This is a genomic window from Terrisporobacter mayombei (genome assembly GCF_020748465.1).
Taxonomy (GTDB): domain Bacteria; phylum Bacillota; class Clostridia; order Peptostreptococcales; family Peptostreptococcaceae; genus Terrisporobacter; species Terrisporobacter mayombei.
In genome coordinates this window covers 33129-53426 of sequence record NZ_JAHZMP010000010.1, presented here as the reverse complement: position 1 = coordinate 53426, position 20298 = coordinate 33129, and the positions used below count along the sequence as shown (strand labels likewise).

The following is a 20298-nucleotide window of genomic DNA, read 5'->3' as shown; positions in this document are numbered from 1 at the left end:
AGTTTTAGGAGGCAAAAGATGAGTAATGTTAGAGTAAGATTTGCTCCAAGTCCCACAGGATTTGTTCATATAGGTAGTTTAAGAACGGCTCTTTATAACTATTTATTCGCTAAAAAAATGGGCGGTGAATACATATTAAGAGTTGAAGATACTGACAGAACAAGACTTGTTGATGGTGCAGTAGAAAATATGCTAAATGCTATGAAATGGGCTGGTGTAAATCACACAGAAGGTGTTATGTTAGACGACAATGGAAATGTGGTGCAAAAAGGTGATTGCGGACCATACATCCAATCTGAAAGATTAGACATATATCAAAAATACATTCAAGAACTTTTAGATAACGGCAAAGCTTACTACTGTTTCTGTACAAAGGAAAGATTAGACGAAGTAAGAGAAAAACAAAGAGAAGCAGGAGAAACTGCTAAATATGATGGTCACTGTAGAGACCTTTCTAAAGAAGAAGTTGAATCTAAAATAGCAGCTGGAGAGCCTTATGTTATAAGACTTAGATTACCAGAAAATCATGTTATAAAATTCATGGATGGTGTTAGAGGAGAAACTGAGTTTAATACTAATGATTTAGATGATCAAGTTTTAATAAAAACTGACGGATTCCCAACTTACCACTTTGCTGTTGTAGTTGATGACAACTTAATGGGTATTACTCATGTAATAAGAGGTGAAGAATGGGTTTCTTCTACTCCAAAACATGTATACTTATATGAAGCATTCGGATGGGAAGCTCCAACATTTGTACATCTACCAAACATACTTAATAAAGAAAAGAAAAAGTTAAGTAAGAGACAAGGTGATGTTGCAGTAGAAGACTTCAAGAAAAAAGGATATTTACCAGAAGGATTAGTTAACTATGTTGCGCTAGTTGGTTGGTCTCCAGAAGAAAACAAAGAAATATTCTCTATGGAAGAACTTGAACAAGCATTCTCTATAGAAAGAGTTTCTAAGAGTGGAGGAGTATTTGACACAGAAAAACTAAACTGGGTTAATCAACACTACATGAAAGATGGAGATGACGAAGTATTAACTACTTTAGCCATACCATTCTTAGTAGAAGCTGGTTTCGTAACAGAAGAAGAAGTCAAAGAAAAATATGATTTCTTAAAAGGAATGGTTTCAGTTCTTAAAGAAAAATTACAATATGTAAAAGAAATAACTGATCATGCTTCAATATTCTTTGGAGATAAGGTTGAATTAGAAACTGAAGAATGTAGAGAGTTCTTAAAATTAGAGCATATACCTACTTTAGTAGATGCTTTAATAGAAAAAATATCTAACATGGAAGTTTTAGATGAAGCTGCTGCAAAAGCTATGCTTAAAGAAATACAAAAAGAGCATGGAATAAAAGGTAAAAACTTATTCATGGGATCAAGAATAAGTTTAACAGGACAAATGCATGGTCCAGATCTTAACAAGATAATGGAAGTTATCGGAAAAGATACTTGCTTAAATAGATTAGCTTATGTAAAAAATAACATATTATAATAAATAAGAATTGCTATTAAAAAGGTAGCAATTCTTTTGCTTTAATTTAACAAAAGTAGAAGAATAGGTTTTTTATAAAGAGTTAATTATGTATAATAATATAGTAGAGCAAATTTATTAGAAAATATTTGTATTTTCTTTGGATTATGTGAGCAAAATTAAAGTTAGAAACAAAATATACAAGGGTATAATAATATCATTACTCTTAAAAAGAAATAAATTTATTTATAGAACAATATTTTAAAATACATAATAAAAAGGAAACTAAATAGAAAGGAGAGATGGGAAAATGAAACTATTTAATACCATGACAAGATCAAAAGAAGAGTTTAAACCATTAGAAGAAGGAAAGGTTAAAATGTATGTTTGTGGTCCGACAGTATATAACTACATTCATGTAGGTAATGCTAGACCATTTATAATTTTCGATACATTAAGAAGATATTTAGAATATAGAGGATATGATGTAACTTATGTTCAAAACTTTACAGATGTAGATGATAAAATAATAAAAAGAGGTCATGAAGAGAATATAGAACCAGAAGAAGTTGCTAAAAAATATATAGAGGAGTACTTTGTAGATGCAGATGGACTTGGAGTAAAAAGAGCAACTGTACACCCACAAGTTACAGAAAATATAGAGGAAATAATTGGATTTGTTAAAGAATTAGAAGAAAAGGGATATGCATATGCAGTAAATGGAGATGTGTATTTTGATACTCAAAAATTCAATGGCTATGGAAAACTTTCTGGTATAAAACAAGAAGAATTAGAAGCTGGTTCGAGAATAGAAGTAAATGATCAAAAAAGACATCCAATGGACTTCGTTTTATGGAAAGCAAAAAAAGAAGGTGAACCAGGATGGATGAGTCCTTGGGGAGAAGGTAGACCAGGATGGCATATAGAATGTTCTGTTATGTCTCGTAGATATTTAGGAGATACGATAGATATACATGCTGGAGGACAAGACTTAAAATTCCCTCATCATGAAAATGAAATCGCACAAAGTGAAGCTAGAAGTGGAAAGAAATTCTCAAACTACTGGATGCACAATGAATATATAAATATAAACAACGAAAAAATGAGTAAATCAAAAGGAAACTTCTTCACTGTAAGAGACATATCAAAATTATATGACTTAGAGATAGTTAGATTCTTCATGCTATCAACTCATTATAGAAATCCAATAAACTTTAGTGATGAAATCTTAAATCAATCTAAAGCTGGACTTGAAAGATTATATAATGCTAAGGAAAGATTAGAATTTATAATAAGTAAATTAAGCGATGATGCTGAAAATGATGAAGAACTAAAATTAGAAGAAGAGTTAAATTCATTTAGACAAAGGTTTATAGAGGCTATGGATGATGACTTAAACACAGCTGACGCTGTAAGTGTAATATTTGAATTAGCTAAATTTATGAACTCTAATGTAAATGAAAATTCAACTAAAGAGTTTGCTAATAAAGTTTTAGCTGAATTTAATGAATTAACTAGTGTACTAAATGTTGTAAACAAAAAACAAGAAGATATGTTAGATGAAGAAATAGAAAAATTAATAGAAGCAAGAACAAATGCTAAGAAAAATAAAGATTTTAAATTAGCTGATCAAATAAGAGATGAATTATTAGAAAAAGGTATTGTACTTGAGGACACAAGACAAGGAGTTAAATGGAGAAGAGCATAAAATGGATAAAATACAACTAGTGACAATGTCACCATTGGTATTAGCTTATTTAGGAGACACAGTATATGAATCTTATATAAGAGAATATTTAATAAGAGACAATTGTAATAAAAAAGTTAATGATTTACACAAAACTGCAATTAAATATTCAAATGCAAAGGCTCAAGCATCCATAATACATGGCATGGTTGAAGAATTTACAGAAGAAGAGAATAGAATATACAAAAGAGGAAGAAATCAAAAGTCCCATACATCTCCTAAAAATGCAGACATCATAGATTATAAATGTGCAACTGGATTTGAAGCTCTAGTGGGATACCTATATTTAAAAGAAGATAAAGAAAGACTGGAGTATATAGTGTATAAAGGGATTTCTATAATAGAAAGTAATATGTAATAAAAAAGTATTGCCATTTGTGCAATACTTTTTTATTTAGTTGGTAAACCTATTGAAACAAGGAGAATTATATACCATTTTTTAAAATATTCCGTAAACTATATGGTAATATAGTATAATATATTTATAACAATAGAACTAGGAGGTAAATGAATGAAGGTAAAACTATTAGCCCATACTCCACAGCCTGAAAAAGTTATAGCTATGGCAGCGAAGCTTTGTTATTCTCCAGTAGGAGTAGATGAAATAGAAGAAAATTTAAGTGATGAAAGCATAGAAAAGTTTTTAAATGTATTGATTAATATGGGACATGAATCTCCGTTAGAGCATGTAACATTTACATTTGGGATAGAAGGAATATCTAGAAGTTGTTCTCACCAAATAGTAAGACATAGAATAGCGAGTTTTTCTCAGCAAAGTCAAAGGTATGTTAAGCTAGATCAGTTTGAGTACATTATTCCTCCACAAATTGAAAAAATAGAAGAAGCTAAAGAAATATTTATTCAGTCTATGAAAAAAGACCAAGAAGATTATGATAAATTAGTTGATATACTATTTGAAAAACATTATAAGAAGTTAATAGAAGAAGGTAAGAATGAAAAAGAAGCTAAATCTCAAGGTGAAAAAATAGCCATTGAGGATGCTCGATATGTATTTCCAAATGCTTGTGAAACTAAAATGGTATTCACAATAAATACAAGAAGTTTATACAATTTCTTTGACCATAGATGTTGTGAAAGAGCACAGTGGGAAATAAGAGGACTAGCTACACAGATGCTAAAAGAAGTAAAAGCAGTTGCACCAATACTATTTAAAAATTGTGGACCAAAGTGTGTAAAAGGACCATGTCCAGAAGGAAAAATGAGTTGTGGCGAAATAGTCAGCATAAGGGAAAAATTCAAAAATTTATAGGCGGTGAACGAAATTGACAAATATAGAGGGAAGAAATCCCGTAATTGAAGTTTTAAAAAGTGATAGACAAATAGATAAAATAATGATCGCAAATGGAGCAAAAGAAGGCTCTATAAAAAAGATAATAGGAATGGCTAAGGACAAAAATGTAGTTGTACAATATGTGAATAAAGCTAAATTAGATGAAATAAGTACGAGTCATGCACACCAAGGTGTAATAGCTATTGTAAGCGAGTATGAATATTCTGAGTTAGAAGAATTAATAGAGAAAGCAAAAAGTACAAATGAAGATATGTTCTTTATAATATTAGATGAAATTACTGACCCACATAATTTAGGAACTATAATTAGAACAGCAGATGCTGTTGGAGCTCATGGAGTTATAATACCAAAGAGAAGATCTGTACATATTACTCCTGTTGTTGCCAAAGCATCAGCAGGAGCTGTGGAATATGTACCTGTTTGTAAAGTAACCAATATAGTCAACACAATAAAAAGATTAAAAGAAGAAGGTCTTTGGATAGCTGCAGCAGATATGGATGGAGAAGTTTTCTATGAACAAAACTTAACAGGTCCTATTGGATTAGTTATAGGAAGTGAAGGATTTGGTATATCTAGGCTGGTAAAGCAAAATTGTGACTTTACCGTAAAAATGCCAATGACAGGTAATGTAACATCTCTGAATGCTTCTGTAGCAGGAGGAATACTTCTTTATGAAATATTTAGACAAAGAAATAAAGGTTAAAAACTAAAAAATGAGGAGACACAATAGAAACGCTTATTTAATAATAGATGGTTACAATATTATAAACGCATGGGATAATCTAAAAGAAATATCTAAAGATGATTTGGAAGATGCTAGAGAAAAGCTGATTCATTACATTATTGAATACGCACAGTATACTGGGAAAAAAGCAATAATAGTATTTGATGCTTATAATGTTAAAAGTTCTAAAGAAAAAATAGAAGAGAGAGAATATATAACTATAGTTTATACAAAAGAACATCAAACAGCAGACAGTTTCATAGAAAAATACATAAGTTCATTATCAAAGTATGATGATATAGAAGTCGCCACTAGTGATTATGCAGAACAACAAATTATTTTGGGTAAAGGGGCTTCTAGAATATCAGCAAGAGAGTTAAAACTCTATGTAGACGGTGCAATGGTAAAAATTAAAGAAGAACAAGGAAAACGCCAGCAAAAAATACAGCGAAATTTTTTGGAAGAACGGTTAGATAAAGATATATTGTCGAAACTTGAGAACATTCGTAGAAAGCATTGAAAACACTAAGTTTCATAAGCTATAATGTACTTATGAAACTTTTAATTGGGGGAGATTTTAATGTTAGTAGCTAATGATAATGATTACAGAGTCTTAGATAATAACCAGCAGGATGAGTATAATATTGTATTAAAAGCAAGCAATGGGGATAAAATAGCATTAGAATACATTATTACAAAATATAAGAACTTTGTTAAAGCAAAGGCAAAATCCTACTTTTTGGTAGGTGCTGATAAGGAAGATATAATTCAAGAGGGAATGATAGGTCTGTATAAAGCAGTAAGAGACTTTGATGGAAGTAAAACAAATTCATTTAAGTGTTTCGCTGAAATTTGTATTACTAGACAGATAATAACTGCAATTAAAACAGCAACAAGACAAAAACATATACCTCTTAACTCATATGTATCTTTGAATAAGCCTATTTATGATGAAGAGTCAGATAGAACTCTTTTGGATATTATAGCAACTAGTATAGTTACTGATCCAGAGGAGCTAATAATAAGCAAAGAAGAACTGAGAAACATAGAAAATAAGATGAATGAACTTCTTAGTGATTTAGAACTTGAAGTACTGGAATTATACTTAAATGGGAAGTCTTATCAATATATTGCGGATAAGCTTGATAGAGATGTAAAATCAATAGATAATGCTCTTCAAAGAGTGAAGAGAAAATTGGAAAAACATCTTGAAAACAGGAATGATTAATAGTAAAATACTTATCATAGGCTTATAGTAAGCATTTTAAATTATATTAAATACAACAGGAGGTATTTTAAAATGGCTAAGGCTAAATTTGAAAGAAATAAACCACACGTTAATATAGGAACAATAGGTCACGTTGACCACGGTAAAACTACATTAACAGCAGCAATAACAAAAACATTATTTGACAGATATCAATTAGGAGAAGCTGTAGATTTCGCTAACATAGATAAAGCTCCAGAAGAAAGAGAAAGAGGAATTACAATATCAACAGCTCACGTTGAATATGAAACTCCAAACAGACACTACGCTCACGTTGACTGCCCAGGACATGCTGACTACGTTAAAAACATGATAACAGGTGCAGCTCAAATGGACGGTGCTATATTAGTTTGTTCAGCAACTGATGGACCAATGCCTCAAACAAGAGAGCATATACTATTATCAAGACAAGTTGGTGTACCATACATAGTAGTATTCTTAAACAAATGCGACATGGTAGACGACGAAGAATTATTAGAATTAGTTGAAATGGAAGTAAGAGAATTATTAAACGAATATGAATTCCCAGGAGATGACACTCCAATAGTAAGAGGATCTGCATTAAAAGCATTAGAAGATTCTTCATCAGAGTGGGGAGACAAAATAGTTGAATTATTCGAGCAAATAGATGAATATATACCAGCTCCAGAAAGAGATGTAGATAAGCCGTTCTTAATGCCAGTAGAAGACGTATTCTCTATAACAGGAAGAGGAACAGTTGCTACAGGTAGAGTAGAAAGAGGAGTATTAAAAGTACAAGACGAGGTTGAATTAGTTGGATTAACTGAAGAGCCAAGAAAAGTTATTGTAACTGGTGTAGAGATGTTCAGAAAATTATTAGATAGCGCACAAGCTGGAGATAATATAGGAGCATTATTAAGAGGTGTTCAAAGAGATGATATCGAAAGAGGACAAGTATTAGCTAAGCCAGGTTCAGTTAACGCTCATACAAAGTTCACTGCAGAGATATACGTTCTTAAAAAAGAAGAAGGTGGAAGACATACTCCATTCTTCGATGGATACAGACCACAATTCTACTTCAGAACAACTGACGTAACAGGAGCTTGTAAATTACCAGAAGGAACAGAAATGGTAATGCCTGGAGATAACGTAACTATAGAGGTTGATTTAATAAACTCTATATGTGTTGAAGAAGGATTAAGATTCGCCATCAGAGAAGGTGGAAGAACAGTAGCTTCAGGAGTTGTTGCAACAATAGTAGAATAATCTATTTTTAGATTATTTATATATAGAAATAAAGAGGGGTTACGACCTCTCTTTTTTTAGCAGTAAACTTACAAAAACATTGACATCAATATAAATTTGTGATAACTTATACAAAGTAATGATTTAAGGAAGGTGATAATATCTAGCGTTAATTTTTAAAATAAATGCTTAAGATATTATTTAACAATATATATTATTGTATTTACAAATTTGGAGGTGTAGCAGATGAGAGTAAAAGTAACTTTAGCTTGTTCAGAATGTAAGCAAAGAAACTACAACACTACAAAAAACAAAAAGAACAATCCAGACAGAATTGAGTTAAACAAATACTGTAAATTCTGTAAGAAACATACTACTCATAAAGAAACAAAATAGTCTTATTTTAAGGATGTGAGTGTGGATGGCAACTCAAGAGAGCCAAAAGGTTAAAAAGAAGTCTGGTTTAGTGGGATATTTAAAAGGCACTAAGCAAGAACTTTCAAGAGTTACATGGTCAACCAAAACAGAATTGCTAAAAAACACAGGTATAGTTTTAGCTACAATTATTTCGTTTACTATATTAGTATGGGGATTAGACACTGTATTATCTGGTGCACTAGGATTAATACTAAAATAGATTAAAAGGAGAAAACAAATGTCAGAGTTACAAGAAGCAAGATGGTATGTTGTTCATACTTATTCAGGACATGAAAACAAAGTTAAAGCTACCATAGAAAAAGCCGTAAAAACAAGAGGCATGGAACAATTCATAACAGATGTGGTTGTACCAACTGAAGATGTAGTGGAAACTACAAAAACAGGAAAAGAAAAAGTTAGACAAAGAAAAATATATCCAAGTTATGTTTTAATCAAAATGATAATAACTGATGAATCTTGGTATATAGTAAGAAATACTAAAGGCGTTACAGGATTTGTAGGTCCTGGATCTAAACCAGTACCACTGAGTGAAGCCGAAGTTGAAACAATGGGAATTGATTTAACTGTATTTAAAGTAAACGGTCCAGAAGATTTAGAAGTTGGGGAAGTTGTAAAAATTACGACTGGTCCATTTGTAGGTCAAACAGGAACTGTTAAACATGTCGACACAAATAATGACACAGCAAGAATATGTATAGACGCATTTGGTGGAAAAGAAACACCACTTGAAATGAGTCTTAAAAACATAGAAAGAATATAATAACGCAATAGGAAATCTGAGGAGGTGCGATCGTAATGGCTAAAAAAGTTATAGGTCAAATAAAATTACAAATACCTGCAGGAAAGGCTACTCCAGCTCCACCAGTTGGTCCAGCATTAGGACAACATGGGGTTAACATAATGGGATTCACTAAAGAATTCAATGCTAAAACTGCAGATCAAGCTGGAATGATAATACCAGTTGTTATAACTGTATATCAAGATAGATCTTTCAGCTTCATAACTAAAACTCCACCAGCTGCAGTATTATTAAAGAAAGCTGCTGGTTTAGACTCTGCGTCTGGAGAACCAAATAAAAAGAAAGTTGCAACTTTAACTTCAGCTCAAGTTAGAGAAATAGCTGAATTAAAAATGCCTGACTTAAATGCTGCTTCAGTAGAAGCTGCTATGAGAATGATATCTGGTACTGCAAGAAGTATGGGTATCGTAGTAGAAGACTAATTTTAGATTAGACACTTCGTATAGAAGTGGGAGGTTGTAAAACCGTAAATAAACCACAGGAGGAAAATAAAATGGCTAATAAAAGTAAAAAATATGCTCAAGCATTAGCAAAAATAGATAGAACAAAATTATATGATTCAAAAGAAGCTTTAGATTTAGTTGCTGAAATAGCTACAGCTAAATTTGATGAGACTGTAGAAGCTCATATAAAATTAGGTGTTGACGGACGTCACGCTGACCAACAAGTTAGAGGTGCTATAGTATTACCTCACGGAACTGGTAAAACTAAAAAAGTTTTAGTTTTCGCTAAAGGAGAAAAAGCTGCAGAAGCTCAAGCTGCAGGTGCTGATTTCGTAGGTGCTGAAGATTTAGTACAAAAAATACAAAAAGAAAACTGGTTTGACTTTGATGTAGTTGTTGCTACTCCAGATATGATGGGTGTAGTTGGTAGATTAGGTAGAGTATTAGGACCAAAAGGTTTAATGCCAAACCCAAAATCAGGAACAGTTACATTTGATGTTACTAAAGCTATAGAAGAAATAAAAGCTGGTAAAGTTGAATACAGATTAGACAAAAACAATATAGTTCACGTTCCAGTAGGAAAAGTATCTTTCGGTGGAGAGAAATTAGCTGAAAACTTTGCGACATTAATGTCTGCTATAGTAAAAGCTAAGCCATCTTCAGCAAAAGGAACTTACTTAAGAAGTATAACAGTTGCTTCTACAATGGGACCTGGAGTAAAAATAAACTCAGCTAAAATAACTGACTAATTATTGATTAATTATTCCAGTTGACATAAGCTAACAAAAATGTTAATATAACATTTGTTGATATAAAATTGAATAAATTTGCCGTAGACAGTAGGTGCTTTAGCTTAAATATCCTACCGAGGTTTTAGATAAATGATAATACTAAAGCTTTTATGTGGTCTATGCAATAGATAATATAAAGGCTTTTTATATGATGAATCGCGGCGAATTATAACCTACATGGTGAAGGAGGTGCACATCTAGATGAGAGAAGCTTTACAAATAAAATCACAAGTTGTTGCAGAGATAGTTGAAAAATTACAAAAATCATCTTCTACTATAGTTGTTGATTACAAAGGACTTACAGTTGAAGAAGTTACAGAACTTAGAAAGAAAATGAGAGAAGCTGGTGTTGAATACAAAGTATACAAAAATACTTTAGTAAGAAGAGCAGCTCAAGAAGTTGGAATATCTGAGTTTAATGACGAATTATTAGTAGGAACTAATGCTATAGCATTTGGTTACGAAGATCCAATAGCTCCAGCTAGAGTTATAAAAGAATTTATGGATTCTCATCCAAAAATGAAATTAAAAATGGGTGTTGTTGAAGGCGAATTCTACAACGAAGCTCAAATCGTTGAGTTTGCTAACATACCACCAAGAGAAGTTCTTCTTGCTAAGTTACTTGGTAGCTTAAAAGCTCCAATGTCTAACTTCGCTTACTTATTAGACGCGTTAATAAAAGAAAAAGAAGGACAAGAAGCTTAATTGTCAGTTAATTAAAAATTAACAATTATAAAAGATAATAATAAAAAATTAGAAAATAATTTCGGAGGTGCGAAAAATGACAATAGAACAAATATTAGAAGCTATAGAGCAAATGAAAGTTACAGAATTAAATGAATTAGTAAAAGCTGCAGAAGAAAAATTCGGTGTATCTGCTTCTGCTCCAGTAATGGTTGCTGGTGCTGCTGGTGGTGCTGCTGCTGAAGAAAAAACTGAGTTTGATGTAGTATTAGCTAGCGCTGGTGCATCAAAAGTTAAAGTTATAAAAGCTGTTAGAGAAATAACTGGTTTAGGATTAAAAGAAGCTAAAGAATTAGTTGACAACGCTCCTAAAACATTAAAAGAAGGAGTTTCTAAAGAAGAAGCTGAAGAAATGAAAGCTAAATTAGAAGAAACTGGAGCTTCTGTAGAAGTTAAATAATTATAAGATAGTTATTAAAAGCTAATAATAAAAATATAAAAGGCATCTTAGTTAGATGCCTTTTTTTAAACTAAAAATGAAATGATAAACTAGAGAATAGAAAGTAGATGTAAACTTACTTCTGTTTTCTATTCTCTAGTTTGGAAATTTTTTTAAAAAACTAGAATTATTGTTTGGTTTTTTGAGCATAATAAATAATGCATATTTTGTGAATAAAATTTTAATACATAAAATTAAAAAGATTGGGCAATAAGAATATTGAAATTTAGTCAGATTTGTGGTATAATTCCTAGATGCGTTAGAATCACAATGGTTTTATTTTTAATTATTGAGAGGTGAAAAGTGAATGCCATACCCTGTCACGATAGGTAAGAGAACTAGAATGAGCTTTTCTAAAATAAAAGAAATAGCTGATTTACCAAATCTTATAGAAATACAAGTTGATTCCTATAAGTGGTTTTTAGAAGAAGGTTTAAAAGAAGTATTTGAAGACATTTCTCCAATAGAAGACTACACGGGAAATTTAATATTAGAATTCGTAGATTACTCTTTAGACGAAAAACCAAAATACGATATAGAAGAGTGTAAAGAAAGAGATGCTACATATCATGCACCTCTAAATGTAAAAGTAAGACTTATAAATAAAGAGACTGGAGAAATTAAGGAACAAAAGGTCTTCATGGGGGATTTCCCTCTTATGACAGATAGAGGAACTTTTGTTATTAATGGAGCGGAAAGAGTTATAGTAAGTCAGCTAGTTAGATCTCCTGGTGTATACTATGCACTTGATAGAGATATGAAAACTGGTAAAAAAATGATATCTTCAACTGTTATACCGAATAGAGGAGCATGGTTAGAATATGAAACTGATACTAATGATGTTATCTATGTAAGAGTTGATAGAACAAGAAAACAACCTGTAACAGTTCTTTTAAGAGCATTAGGTATAGGAACAGACGAAGAAATAAAAGAGTTATTAGGTGAAGATGAAAGATTACTAGCTACATTAGACAAAGACAATACTAATTCTGTAGAGTCAGGTTTAGTTGAAATTTATAAAAAATTAAGACCAGGTGAACCACCTACTGTAGAGAGTGCATCATCATTAATAAATGCTTTATTCTTTGATGCAAAAAGATATGACTTAGCAAAAGTAGGAAGATATAAGTTCAATAAGAAATTAGCATTAGCTTATAGAATAATGAACAGAATATCTTGCGAAGACATAATAAATCCTGAAACAGGAGAAGTTTTCGTAAAAGATGGAGAAAAAATATCTTACGAAAAAGCTTGGGAGATACAAAATTCGGGTATAAACTTTGTTCGCGTTTTAGCTGAAGAAGACAAAAAAGTTAAAGTAATAGGAAATAATTTTGTAGACATCAAGTCTCATATTAAATTTGATATAGATGATTTAAAAATCAAAGAAAAAGTACATTACCCAACATTAAAAGAAATTTTAGCTGAATGTACTACTGAAGAAGAAATAAAAGAAGCTTTAAGAATAAGAATGAGAGAATTAATACCAAAGCATATCTTATTAGACGATATTATAGCATCTATAAATTATCAATTTAATCTATTCTCTGATGTTGGAACTATAGATGATATAGACCACTTAGGAAATAGAAGAATAAGATCTGTTGGAGAATTATTACAAAATCAAGTAAGAATTGGTCTTTCAAGAATGGAAAGAGTTATAAGAGAAAGAATGACTGTACAAGACATGGAATCTATAACTCCGCAAGCATTAGTAAATATAAGACCTGTTTCAGCTGCAATTAAAGAATTCTTTGGTAGCTCTCAGTTATCTCAGTTCATGGATCAAACAAATCCATTGTCAGAATTAACTCACAAGAGAAGATTATCAGCATTAGGACCAGGTGGGCTTTCGAGAGAAAGAGCTGGATTCGAAGTGCGTGACGTTCATCATTCTCATTACGGTAGAATGTGTCCTATAGAGACTCCAGAAGGACCAAATATCGGTCTTATAAACTCTCTAGGAACTTATGCTAAAATAAATGAATATGGATTTATAGAATCTCCTTACAGAAAATATGATAAAGAAACTGGAAGAATAACAGATAAAATTCAATATTTAACTGCTGATGAAGAAGATATATTTGTAAGAGCTCAAGCAAATGAGCCATTAAAAGAAAATGGTGAATTTGTAAACAATAAAGTGGTTTGTAGAACAGTTAATGGTACTGTTGAATTACTTCCTGCTAATAGAGTAGACTTCATGGATATATCTCCAAAACAAGTTGTTTCTATAGCTACAGCTATGATACCATTCCTTGAAAATGATGACGCCAACCGTGCCCTAATGGGATCAAACATGCAGCGTCAAGCCGTGCCTCTTGTAAGAAGAGAAGCACCAATCATAGGAACTGGTTGTGAGTATAGAGCAGCAAAAGACTCAGGAGCAGTTGTAGTAGCTAAACATTCTGGTATAGCAGAAAGAGTTACTGCAGATGAAATAATAATAAAAAGAGAAGATGGAAATAAAGACAAGTATAAACTACTTAAATTCAAAAGATCTAACTCTGGTACATGTGTTAACCAAACTCCTATCATAAGCAAAAATGATATGATAGAAGCTGGCGATGTTATAGCAGATGGTCCAGCAACAGACTTAGGAGAAGTAGCTTTAGGAAGAAACTGCCTGATAGCCTTCATGACTTGGGAAGGATACAACTATGAGGATGCTGTTTTAATAAATGAAAGACTTGTTAAAGAAGATAGATTATCAACAATTCATATCGAAGAGTATGAATGTGAAGCAAGAGATACTAAACTAGGACCAGAAGAAATTACTAGAGATATACCAAACGTATCTGAGAATGCAATTAAGAACTTAGATGAAAGAGGTATAATCAGAATAGGTGCTGAAGTAGATTCAGGAGATATATTAGTTGGTAAAGTAACTCCAAAAGGAGAAACTGAACTTACTGCTGAAGAAAGATTACTTCGTGCAATATTCGGAGAAAAAGCAAGAGAAGTTAGAGATACATCTCTTAAAGTTCCTCATGGAGAATCTGGTATCATAGTTGATATAAAATTATTCACAAGAGAAAATGGTGATGACTTATCACCAGGTGTAAATGAAAGTGTAAGATGTTACATTGCTAAGAAGAGAAAAATAAAAGTCGGAGATAAAATGGCCGGACGTCATGGTAATAAAGGGGTTATCTCAAGAGTATTACCAGAAGAAGATATGCCATTTATGGAAGACGGAACGCCTATGGATATAGTTCTTAATCCGCAAGGTATACCATCTCGTATGAATATCGGTCAGGTACTTGAAATGCATTTAGGACTTGCAGCTAAGAAATTAGGATGGCATGTTGCCACATCAGTGTTTGATGGTGCTAATGAGTATGATATTCAAGATGCTCTTGAGGAAGCTGGATATTCTAGAGATGGAAAATTAACTTTATTTGATGGTAGAACAGGTGAATCATTTGATAATAGAATAACAGTTGGATACATGTATTACTTGAAACTTCACCATCTAGTAGATGACAAGTTACATGCAAGAAGTACAGGACCATACTCACTAGTTACGCAACAACCACTAGGCGGTAAAGCGCAATTCGGTGGACAAAGATTCGGTGAGATGGAGGTTTGGGCATTAGAAGCATACGGTGCAGCTCATATCCTACAAGAAATACTTACTGTTAAATCAGATGATGTTGTTGGTCGTGTTAGAACTTACGAAGCTATTGTTAAAGGTGAAAACATACCTGAACCAGGTATACCAGAATCATTCAAAGTGTTAATAAAAGAACTTCAATCTTTATGCTTAGATGTAAAAATACTATCAGAAGAAGAAGAAGAATTAGACGTTAAAGAAAATGTTGACTTCGATGAACCAGAAAGTGATTTTGAAGGTTCGGTAATTAGCAATGATACTGATGTTCAAGAAAATCACATGATAGAAGAAATAGAAGTTGAAGAAGATGAACAATTAGTAGATGATATGAGTTACGATGATTTTGACTACAATAATGATGACAACGATAATTATGAAATGTAGTTTTATAAAATAAATATCAAATAGAAGGGAGAGAACTCCTTGTTTGAATTAAACAATTTCGAGTCGATTAAAATAGGATTAGCTTCTCCAGAAAGAATAAGAGAATGGTCTTATGGTGAAGTAAAAAAACCAGAAACTATAAACTACCGTACTTTAAAGCCAGAGAAAGACGGTTTATTCTGCGAAAGAATATTTGGACCACAAAAAGACTGGGAATGTCATTGTGGAAAATACAGAAGAGTTAGATATAAAGGCGTAATATGTGATAGATGTGGCGTTGAAGTAACTAAATCTAAAGTAAGAAGATCTAGAATGGGACATATAGAGCTTGCAGCTCCTATGTCTCACATCTGGTACTTCAAAGGAATACCAAGTAGAATGGGTCTCTTACTTGATATGTCACCTAGATCACTAGAAAAAATATTATATTTTGCTTCTTATGTTGTTATTGATCCAGGAGAAACAGGATTAAACGAAAAAGAGTTAATAAACGAAGATAAGTTTAGAACTGTTTACAGAGAGCATGGAAACACTTTTGAAGTTGGAATGGGTGCAGAAGCTGTTAATAAGCTTTTACAAAAAATAGACTTAGAAAAAGAGTCTAAAATGTTAAGAGATGATTTAAAAGACAGTACTGGACAAAAAAGAGTAAGAACAATAAGAAGATTAGAAGTTGTTGAAGCATTCAGAAAATCTGGAAATAAGCCAGAGTGGATGATATTAGATGCAATACCAGTAATTCCACCAGATTTAAGACCGATGGTTCAATTAGATGGAGGTAGATTTGCAACTTCTGACTTAAATGACTTATATAGAAGAGTTATAAACAGAAATAACAGACTTAAAAGATTATTAGAACTTGGAGCTCCTGATATCATCGTTAGAAATGAAAAGAGAATGCTTCAAGAAGCGGTAGATGCTCTAATAGACAATGGTAGAAGAGGAAGACCGGTAACTGGACCTGGTAATAGACCACTTAAGTCTTTATCAGACATGTTGAAAGGTAAGCAAGGGCGTTTCCGTCAAAACTTACTTGGTAAACGTGTTGACTATTCAGGACGTTCTGTTATCGTTGTTGGACCAGAACTTAAATTCTATCAATGTGGTCTTCCAAGAAAAATGGCCCTTGAATTATTCAAACCATTCGTGATGGATAGATTAGTTAAAGAAGGTCATGCACATAATATTAAGAGTGCTAAATCTATAGTTGAAAAAGTAAAACCAGAAGTATGGGATGTACTTGAAGATGTAATCAAGAGCCATCCAGTTTTACTTAACCGTGCTCCTACATTACACAGATTAGGTATACAAGCATTTGAACCAATATTAGTTGAAGGAAAAGCAATTAAGTTACATCCACTTGTATGTACAGCATACAATGCTGACTTCGATGGTGACCAAATGGCCGTTCACGTTCCTTTATCTGTTGAAGCACAAGCAGAAGCTAGATTCTTAATGCTTTCTGTAAATAATATACTTGCACCTAAAGATGGTTCTCCTATAACTACTCCATCTCAGGATATGGTTCTAGGTAGTTATTACTTAACGATAGAATCACAAGGTGAAGAAAAAGGAACAGGAAGTATATTTAAAGACTACAATGAGCTATTAATGGCTTACCAAACTAAAGCTGTTGAATTACATGCCGCTGTTAAAGTAAGAAAAGTATTCCCAGATGGAAGAAAAGGATTAATAGAAAGTACTGTAGGTAGATTTATTTTCAATGAGAATATGCCTCAAGACTTAGGATTTGTAGATAGAAATATAGATCCATTTAAATTAGAAATAGATTTCCTAGTTGATAAAAAAGCATTAGGAAAAATAATAGAAAAATGCTTTAGAAGACATGGTAATACAAAAACTGCAGAAGTTCTAGACCATATAAAAGCTTTAGGATTTAAATATTCTACAGTTGGTGGTATAACAGTTGCAGTTTCAGATATGAAAGTACCAAAAGAAAAGGCAGAATATATAGCTGCTGCTGAAAAACAAGTTGATAAGTTTGAAAAAGCTTACGGAAGAGGACTTATATCTGATGAAGAAAGATATGAGAAAGTTATAGAAACTTGGACAGAAACTACTAATAAAGTAACTGATGCACTTATGAATGGACTTGAAAGAATGAACAACATTTATATAATGGCCCATTCAGGAGCCAGAGGTTCTAAGAATCAGATAAGACAGTTAGCTGGTATGCGTGGTCTGATGGCCAATGCATCTGGTCAAACAGTAGAAATCCCAGTTAAATCTAACTTCCGTGAGGGGTTATCAGTTATGGAATACTTTATATCATCACATGGTGCTAGAAAAGGACTTTCAGATACAGCTCTTCGTACAGCCGATTCAGGATACTTAACAAGAAGACTTGTTGACGTTTCTCAAGACGTCATAGTTAGAGATTATGATTGTGGAACTACTGATGCTTCAACAATCGTAGCTATAAAAGAAGGTAACGAAGTTATTGAAGAAATATATGATAGAATAGTAGGAAGATATACTATAGATCCTATAGTAAATCCTAATACTGGTGAAGTTATAGTAGAAGCTGATGCTATGATAATGGAAGAACAAGCTGAAGAGATAGTAGCAGCAGGAATAGAAGAAGTTCAAATAAGAACTGTTCTTAACTGTAAAACTAGACATGGTGTTTGTTCGAAATGTTATGGTAGAAACTTAGCTACTGGAAAAGAAGTTAATATAGGTGAAGCTATAGGTATAATAGCTGCTCAATCAATTGGTGAACCAGGTACACAGCTTACAATGCGTACATTCCATACAGGTGGGGTTGCCGGTGGAGATATAACTCAAGGTCTTCCAAGGGTTGAAGAGTTATTCGAAGCAAGAAAACCTAAAGGTTTAGCTGTAATAGCTGAAATAGATGGTAGAGTTGAAATAGATGAAACAGGTAAGAGAAAAGAAATAATAGTTGTACCAAATGAAGGTGAAAAACAAGCTTACGCAATAGCCTATAACTCTAGATTAAGAGTTAAACAAGGCCAAATGGTTAAAGCTGGAGACCCTTTAACACAAGGTTCTATAAATCCACATGATATCGTAAGAGTTAAAGGTATAGGTGGAGTTCAAGAATATATAGTTAAAGAGGTTCAAAGAGTTTATAGGCTTCAAGGGGTTGACGTTAACGATAAGCATATAGAAGTTATAGTAAGACAAATGCTATCTAAAGTTAAGGTTGAAGATCCAGGAGATACACATTTATTACCAGGTGGTTATGAAGATGTATTAACATTTGAAAAATGTAATGATGAAGCTATATCAGATGGACTTAGACCAGCAACTGCTAAAAGAGTATTACTTGGAATAACTAAAGCATCTCTTGCTACAGAATCATTCCTGTCAGCTGCTTCATTCCAAGAAACTACAAGAGTTTTAACTGAAGCTGCAATAAAAGGAAAAGAAGACCGCTTAATAGGACTAAAAGAGAATGTTATATTAGGTAAGTTAATTCCAGCAGGTACAGGAATGAAAAAATATAGAAATATAGCCGTTGAAAAGATAGAAGAATAATACAAGAATGCAAATTAAAGAGTTCTTGACATCAATTGACGGTGGTGTTAAAATGTAAAAGTGTGAAATTTGAAAGTTTACTTGAAAACCCAGGTTTTTAGTAAACTTTTAAATAAGCATTAATATATAAATAAAGAACTATAAGTACCAAACTATTAAATGTTGCCCCTATATTTGTAGTGGCTTTTTATGACATTTTATAGTGACAAACTATTACAAAGTCAGTATGAATTCATATTGATTTAGTTGGCGATCATTTTAGATCGAAAATTACGAAAAGGAGGTGCAGATGATGCCAACAATTAACCAATTAGTTCGTAAAAGTAGAAAAGACATAGAGAAAAAATCTACTGCTCCAGCATTACAAAAAGGGTTTAACTCTTTACACAAGAAAACTACTAATGCTAGTGCTCCACAAAAAAGAGGAGTTTGTACGTCAGTAAAGACAGTTACTCCTAAAAAACCAAACTCAGCTTTAAGAAAAGTTGCCAGAGTTAGATTAACTAATGGTATAGAAGTTTCTGCTTATATACCAGGAGAAGGACATAACTTACAAGAACATAGTGTTGTTCTTATAAGAGGAGGAAGAGTAAAAGACCTTCCAGGGGTTAGATATCATATATTAAGAGGTACATTAGATACTGCAGGTGTTGATAAAAGAATGCAATCAAGATCTAAATATGGTGCTAAGAAACCTAAAGCTGCAAAGAAATAAATTACTAAACTAAACAATAAAATGACAATATTATAGTGCGGTGCTTTAAATATATATTCGTATTTATGGCATCACGGCATTTTATTATGTCGAGTACCTATGATTTAAGATTAAATAATTAAGGAGGGAAGCAAAATGCCAAGAAAAGGTAATGTTCCAAAAAGAGAAGTTTTACCAGATCCAATGTATGGAAGTAAAGTGGTAAGTAAATTAATAAACAATTTAATGATAGATGGAAAAAAAGGGAAAGCACAAACAATCGTGTATGATGCTTTTGCTATAATTGCTGAAAAAACTGGAGAAGATGCTTTAGAAGTATTCGACAAAGCTATGGATAACATAATGCCAGTTTTAGAAGTTAAAGCAAGAAGAGTTGGTGGAGCTAACTACCAAGTTCCAATAGAAGTTAGACCTGAAAGAAGACAAACTTTAGGTTTAAGATGGCTAGTAAACTATACTAGAGCTCGTGGTGAAAAAGGTATGGTTGAAAAACTTGCTAAAGAAATAATGGATGCTGCTAATAATACTGGTGCATCAGTTAAGAAGAGAGAAGATACTCATAAAATGGCAGAAGCTAATAAAGCATTTGCTCATTACAGATTCTAATCTTATACAAATAAAGAATAGAATTTGTTTCATATGAAATAATAAAGGATATCTTAAGGA

The 20298-nt window shown here is 32.3% G+C and carries 19 protein-coding genes and 1 other annotated feature; all 19 genes read left to right on the top strand.

The features are described from left to right. Nucleotides 1-18: 18 nt before the first annotated feature. Nucleotides 19-1503 carry a glutamate--tRNA ligase gene (gene gltX / locus K0039_RS18755; RefSeq protein ID WP_228106579.1) on the top strand — a complete coding sequence of 495 codons (1485 nt, stop codon included), beginning with the start codon at nt 19-21 and terminating at the stop codon, nt 1501-1503. A 289-nt stretch (nt 1504-1792) separates the two neighbouring features. Further along, nucleotides 1793-3190, top strand: a complete 1398-nt coding sequence (cysS, locus tag K0039_RS18750) for a cysteine--tRNA ligase (RefSeq protein WP_228106578.1) — start codon at nt 1793-1795, stop codon at nt 3188-3190. Between the two features lies 1 nt (nt 3191). Beyond that, entirely contained in the window at nt 3192-3587 is a 396-nt protein-coding gene (locus K0039_RS18745; RefSeq protein WP_228106577.1) for a Mini-ribonuclease 3, read from the top strand. A gap of 153 nt (nt 3588-3740) precedes the next feature. Then, nucleotides 3741-4499, top strand: a complete 759-nt coding sequence (gene thyX / locus K0039_RS18740; protein ID WP_228106576.1) for an FAD-dependent thymidylate synthase — start codon at nt 3741-3743, stop codon at nt 4497-4499. Nucleotides 4500-4512: 13 nt separating this feature from the next. Beyond that, entirely contained in the window at nt 4513-5244 is a 732-nt protein-coding gene (gene rlmB / locus K0039_RS18735) for a 23S rRNA (guanosine(2251)-2'-O)-methyltransferase RlmB (RefSeq protein WP_228106575.1), read from the top strand. Nucleotides 5245-5254: 10 nt separating this feature from the next. After that, nucleotides 5255-5785, top strand: a complete 531-nt coding sequence (locus tag K0039_RS18730) for an NYN domain-containing protein (RefSeq protein WP_228106574.1) — start codon at nt 5255-5257, stop codon at nt 5783-5785. Nucleotides 5786-5845: 60 nt separating this feature from the next. After that, nucleotides 5846-6493: an RNA polymerase sporulation sigma factor SigH gene (gene sigH, locus K0039_RS18725; protein ID WP_018590472.1), complete on the top strand. Its 648-nt coding sequence runs from the start codon at nt 5846-5848 to the stop codon at nt 6491-6493. Between the two features lie 72 nt (nt 6494-6565). Continuing rightward, the gene (gene tuf, locus K0039_RS18720) at nt 6566-7759 is read left to right on the top strand and encodes an elongation factor Tu (protein WP_228106565.1); all 1194 of its coding nucleotides are present in this window, start codon (nt 6566-6568) and stop codon (nt 7757-7759) included. Between the two features lie 225 nt (nt 7760-7984). Then, a complete protein-coding gene (gene rpmG / locus K0039_RS18715; RefSeq protein ID WP_018590901.1) occupies nt 7985-8134 on the top strand; it encodes a 50S ribosomal protein L33 in 150 nt (49 codons plus the stop codon). Between the two features lie 25 nt (nt 8135-8159). After that, nucleotides 8160-8375, top strand: a complete 216-nt coding sequence (gene secE, locus K0039_RS18710; RefSeq protein WP_018590902.1) for a preprotein translocase subunit SecE — start codon at nt 8160-8162, stop codon at nt 8373-8375. Between the two features lie 18 nt (nt 8376-8393). Next, complete coding sequence (gene nusG / locus K0039_RS18705; protein WP_228106573.1) at nt 8394-8936, top strand: transcription termination/antitermination protein NusG; 543 nt, start codon at nt 8394-8396, stop codon at nt 8934-8936. 35 nt (nt 8937-8971) lie between these two features. Further along, nucleotides 8972-9397, top strand: a complete 426-nt coding sequence (gene rplK / locus K0039_RS18700; RefSeq protein WP_228106572.1) for a 50S ribosomal protein L11 — start codon at nt 8972-8974, stop codon at nt 9395-9397. Nucleotides 9398-9468: 71 nt separating this feature from the next. Then, nucleotides 9469-10167, top strand: a complete 699-nt coding sequence (gene rplA / locus K0039_RS18695; protein WP_228106571.1) for a 50S ribosomal protein L1 — start codon at nt 9469-9471, stop codon at nt 10165-10167. A gap of 63 nt (nt 10168-10230) precedes the next feature. Then, nucleotides 10231-10365, top strand: a sequence feature (ribosomal protein L10 leader region). A gap of 45 nt (nt 10366-10410) precedes the next feature. Then, nucleotides 10411-10914 carry a 50S ribosomal protein L10 gene (gene rplJ, locus K0039_RS18690; RefSeq protein WP_228106570.1) on the top strand — a complete coding sequence of 168 codons (504 nt, stop codon included), beginning with the start codon at nt 10411-10413 and terminating at the stop codon, nt 10912-10914. A gap of 76 nt (nt 10915-10990) precedes the next feature. Then, nucleotides 10991-11353: a 50S ribosomal protein L7/L12 gene (gene rplL / locus K0039_RS18685; RefSeq protein WP_018590907.1), complete on the top strand. Its 363-nt coding sequence runs from the start codon at nt 10991-10993 to the stop codon at nt 11351-11353. Between the two features lie 346 nt (nt 11354-11699). Then, nucleotides 11700-15392 carry a DNA-directed RNA polymerase subunit beta gene (rpoB, locus tag K0039_RS18680; protein WP_228106569.1) on the top strand — a complete coding sequence of 1231 codons (3693 nt, stop codon included), beginning with the start codon at nt 11700-11702 and terminating at the stop codon, nt 15390-15392. Nucleotides 15393-15431: 39 nt separating this feature from the next. After that, complete coding sequence (gene rpoC, locus K0039_RS18675; protein ID WP_228106568.1) at nt 15432-18917, top strand: DNA-directed RNA polymerase subunit beta'; 3486 nt, start codon at nt 15432-15434, stop codon at nt 18915-18917. Nucleotides 18918-19209: 292 nt separating this feature from the next. Then, complete coding sequence (rpsL, locus tag K0039_RS18670) at nt 19210-19632, top strand: 30S ribosomal protein S12 (RefSeq protein WP_228106595.1); 423 nt, start codon at nt 19210-19212, stop codon at nt 19630-19632. A gap of 135 nt (nt 19633-19767) precedes the next feature. Continuing rightward, a complete protein-coding gene (gene rpsG, locus K0039_RS18665; RefSeq protein WP_228106567.1) occupies nt 19768-20238 on the top strand; it encodes a 30S ribosomal protein S7 in 471 nt (156 codons plus the stop codon). Nucleotides 20239-20298 lie beyond the last annotated feature (60 nt).